Here is a 4600-nt window from a genome sequence, read left to right as displayed (position 1 = left end):
GGAGATGGATTTTTGCTTCTTAGAATTCTGTAGAAGCTAAAAGGGTCAACTTTTATCTTTCTTGTAAAGCGGTTTGTCATAAGAATCTGAAAAACGTCGCCGCTTCTTATCATCTCTTTTGATTTCTCAACCATCTCAAAAAACTGCTCTTTTGAGAAAGCAAAACTTCCTTTGTCATTGCCGACATTTCGTTTCATGTGGACATATTCGTAAGAGTTTTTTAACTCATCTTCAATCATGTTAAACTTTTTGCTCATCTCTTCTTGAGTGCTTATAAGTGTGAGTTGATAGTTTTTATGAGAGTAAACAAGAATAATTTTTGGAAGAATGAGGTCCAAATCAGGAGTGTTTAGCTCATCTCTCAGATTATCCATTGTGTTATGGAGCTTTGGTTCAAAAACCTTTACCATATCGTAACCGATGTAGCCGATAAAGCCATCAACATAACCTACTTTGAGTTCAGCTGTTGCTTTTTTATAGATGTCTGTATCAATATTTTTATAGTAATTTTTTAAAAAAGTAAAAGGAGATTCATCTTGTGTGTGTAAGATGCCCTCTGCATCACTATAGAGAGTTTTTCCATCTACGTATTGAACTCTCTCTCTGGCACCGATGCAGATAAAGCTGTAGTTTCCTTCGCTTCCTCCGGCACTCTCGAAAAGATAGGAGATCTCATCTTTGAAGATCTCCTTTAGCTTTGCATAGATAGCAACGGGTGCTAACTGGTCTTGAATAAATTGTTTAGAGTAAATCAAAAAAAACCTTATTTGGCTATATTCTAGTTAAAAAAGCACCTGCTTCAACAGACTTTCTAACCGGAGTCAACGCTTTTCTTGCTTCTGCTTCATTGTGAAAAGGTCCAACCAGTACTTTGTTTAGAGTCTTGGAGTTTACGGTTACTTTATGAAACTTATACTTGTATCCAAGGTTCAGTATAGAGTCTAAAAATTTTTTGTTAGGCTCATATTTTGCGAATGAACCGACTTGAATATAGTACTCACCCGAAGTTGCTAGGGTAGAAGTTTTTGGCGAAGTTGGCACTTTTTTTGTCTCTAGCACTTTTGGAGCTACTGGAGCAGCTTCAACGCTCTCTTCTTTTGCAGTTTGAAGATTCTCTTTTGTGCTCTCTTCTTTTAGCTTTTGAGCAATCTCATCTAAAGATGTACCCTCAGGAGCACTCTCTTGAACAACGGGAACATCTTCAAAAAGAGGCTCTTCATTTTGTGCGTTTAGCTCTTTTTGCGGCTCAGGAGGAAGAACGGCTTGAGGCAGATTGTCGGTGCCGCTTGATGTAAGAGTATTCATCAACATAACGACAATTATTAAAATAACGCCAAGTGTCGCTACTGCCAAAATTATCTTTTTATTACTCGATGATGAACCACCTTTGTTTAAGATAATATCATTGAGTTCATTTTTTTCTTCCATACCCACTCCTTTGTAATTCTTCTTTTATAATAATACCCAAAAGTTGTTTATGAGTAATGTTTTTTCTCAAAAAGCATACTCTATTCCATTACATAGACTTTTCTCAAAGAAACACTACATGTGTTTTGACCAAGATGCTCCGCGCTCTTTCGCATACACCTCATAAGGAAGTGTTAAAATATTGTACTCATCAGGCATATCAGGATTTGGAAACATTCTCCACTGCTTTGGCTGTTTTGCCGCGAGCTTCATGCTTATCATTTTGCCAAGTTGTATAGCTTCTTGAAGAGTTGTGTGACCTTTATGGATGTAAACATGAAGGTGACCCTCTGTTTTCGTTTTATAAGCCGTAAAGTTGATAAATCCCTCTTCTCGAAGCAGAAGCTGCGCTTTGTGATAAAAGCGCTCAGGATCTCTTCCGTTATAGTCAATGACTATGTTTTCAACTTTATTGTTTTTGTTGATTAAAGAGTGAGCTACGGTTATCTCGCCTTTAATGTGCTGGTTGATGACAGATTGGGACAACACGGCACTTACTTTTTCAAATTTGTTGTAAAAAGTGCGTCCTTTGAACACAATTTTCTCCACCACTTCGTCTCTTTTGATCCAGTAGTGGTCGGTTACCATCTTTATGAGGTTTAAGTCTGATGCTGTCATTCAAACACCCCCTTAGTATGTTGACTGATGGTACACCACAAAGTTTTGAGCCAGCTCTTTAAGCTCTTTTTTAACAGCAGCCTGCAGCTCTGTGTTGCTAATATCATCCAAAATATCGGCAATTTTATTTGCAATAAACTCAAACTCTTTCTCTTTCATTCCTCTTGAAGTAAGAGCAGGACTTCCTACGCGTATACCTGAGGTTACAAATGGGCTTCTTGTCTCACCCGGAACCGTATTTTTGTTAACAGTAATGCCGGCATTTCCAAGCGCGATGTCCGCATCTTTACCTGAGAAATCACGATTTAAAAATGAGAGAAGAACCAAATGGTTATCCGTTCCGCCGCTCACTAACTCGTACCCTCTCTTGACAAGAACTTCGCCTAAAACTCTTGCATTTGCTTTTACCTGCTTTGCGTAATCTTTCCACTCAGGAGAGAGGTTGTATTTAAATCCAACTGCTTTTGCAGCGATTACATGAACAAGCGGTCCGCCTTGAATACCAGGAAATATCGCAGAGTTGATTTTTTTTGCTACATCTTCATCGTTTGTCATAATCATACCGCCTCTTGGACCTGCAAGAGTTTTGTGTGTTGTTGTAGTGACAACATGGGCATGAGGAAATGGACTTGGATGCTCACCTGCTGCTACAAGTCCCGCAACGTGCGCGATGTCTGCAAACATAATTGCTCCGACTTCATCTGCTATTTCGCGGAATTTTTCAAAGTCTATCTCTCTTGCATACGCCGATGCGCCGCAAACGATTATCTTTGGTTGTACAGCCTTTGCAATCTCCATAATCTTGTCGTAGTTCATTCTTCCATCAAGCTCTACGCCGTAGGTAAATGATTGGTAGTTCTTTCCAGAAAAACTCGGTTTGCTTCCATGTGTTAAGTGTCCACCGTGGCTTAAGTCCATACCTAAGAGTTTATCGCCTGCATTTAAAAGTGCTGCATATACAGCTGCATTTGCTTGACTTCCTGAGTGTGGCTGAACGTTTGCATACTCGCATCCAAAGAGTTGTTTTGCTCTGTCAATTGCAAGTTGTTCTACGCCATCAGCATATTCGCATCCGCCGTAGTAGCGTTTGCCCGGGTAACCCTCCGCATATTTGTTTGTAAAAACAGAACCCATAGCTTCCATAACGGCAGGTAGGGTAAAGTTCTCAGAAGCTATCATCTCTAGATGCGTAGTCTGTCTCTCTAGCTCTTTTTCACACAGATCAAATATCTCTTTGTCGTACTCTTGTAAAAAACTCATCTGTTATCCTTTTTTTTAATTTAAAACGCTCAAGGAAGTAATTCCTTGAGCTACGCTAGCCGCTTTGGCACTAAAGCTTGACACATTCGTGTCAGAAAAATGTGTATAAAGTAACTCTTTTTGCTACTCTTTTTCTTCGTTTCTCTCTTCAATATGTAGTGGCTTCATAGCAGGGAAGAGCAGAACATCTCTTATGGAGTGCTCATTTGTTAGAAGCATTACCAGTCTGTCTATGCCTATGCCTTGACCTGCGGTCGGTGCCATTCCATAGCTAAGTGCCTCTACAAAATCCAAATCCATCTCATGCGCTTCATCATCTCCGCTCTCTTTTGACTCGACTTGAGCTTTAAATCTCTCATATTGATCAACAGGATCGTTTAACTCACTAAAAGCGTTTGCTATCTCACGACCTGCAATAAAGAGCTCAAAACGCTCAGTAATTTCAGGATTTGCATCGCTTCTTCTAGCAAGAGGAGAAATGTCAACAGGATACTCCGTAATAAAGGTAGGATTGATAAGTTTTGCTTCAACAAACTCATCAAAAAGCTCGCCTTGGAGTTGACCTAAGTTTAGGCCGTTTTTTACTTGAATATTTTTACTCTTTAAAAAGTCGATGATTTTATCTTTATCATTGACTATCTCTTTTGGAACATCCCCTATAGTGTATAGCGACTCTATCAGAGGCACTTCGCTAAAGCGGCTAAAGTCAACCTCCAAATCTCCATAAGGGAGCTGCGTAGGAAGGTCTAGATGGTCGAAAAGATATCTGAAGTACTCTTTTGTAATTTCTATGAGATCTTTATAGGTCTTATATGCCCAGTAGAACTCTATAGAGGTAAACTCAGGATTGTGCGTAGCATCCATCCCCTCATTTCTAAAGTTGCGGTTTATCTCAAATACAGCCTCAAATCCGCCTACAATTAATCTTTTTAGATAAAGCTCAGGTGCGATTCTTAGGTATCTGTCAATTCCAAGTGCATTATGATGCGTAACAAATGGCTTTGCATTTGCTCCGCCGGCGATTGGGTGCATCATAGGAGTTTCAACCTCTAAAAAGCCCTTGTCTTCAAAGAAACGGCGAGTCAGAGAGATAACTTTTGAGCGAGTTTTAAATGTTTTGCGAACATCCGCGTTCATAATGAGGTCGAGATACCTTTTTCTGTATCTAATCTCTTTGTCCGTTACGCCGTGAAACTTCTCAGGAAGCGGCGATATAGCTTTTGTAAGAAGTCTCAGCTCCTCTGCATGAAGTGAA

At 39.7% G+C, this 4600-nt stretch carries 5 protein-coding genes; all 5 read right to left on the bottom strand.

Translation table 11 applies throughout. The annotated features are described in order from the left end of the window. Positions 1-755 (bottom strand): chorismate-binding protein (locus tag RQ763_RS09725; protein WP_409932379.1); only part of this gene is annotated, 755 nt, incomplete at its 3' end. Positions 756-771: 16 nt separating this feature from the next. Then, entirely contained in the window at positions 772-1428 is a 657-nt protein-coding gene (locus tag RQ763_RS09720) for an SPOR domain-containing protein (RefSeq protein WP_314152675.1), read from the bottom strand. Between the two features lie 114 nt (positions 1429-1542). Continuing rightward, on the bottom strand, positions 1543-2085 hold the full coding sequence (locus RQ763_RS09715; RefSeq protein ID WP_314152673.1) for a DUF1882 domain-containing protein: 543 nt from the start codon (positions 2083-2085) through the stop codon (positions 1543-1545). Between the two features lie 12 nt (positions 2086-2097). Then, positions 2098-3345 (bottom strand): serine hydroxymethyltransferase, encoded by a 1248-nt coding sequence (locus tag RQ763_RS09710; protein ID WP_314152672.1) that lies wholly within the window; start codon positions 3343-3345, stop codon positions 2098-2100. A 123-nt stretch (positions 3346-3468) separates the two neighbouring features. Beyond that, positions 3469-4600, bottom strand: a 1132-nt coding sequence (gene lysS / locus RQ763_RS09705) for a lysine--tRNA ligase (protein WP_314152670.1), incomplete at its 5' end; no start/stop codon positions are given.

This window comes from Sulfurimonas sp., from assembly GCF_032250635.1.
GTDB lineage: Bacteria > Campylobacterota > Campylobacteria > Campylobacterales > Sulfurimonadaceae > Sulfurimonas.
The sequence above is the reverse complement of the archived record's forward strand: the minus strand, read 5'-3'. Positions and strand labels throughout refer to the sequence as shown.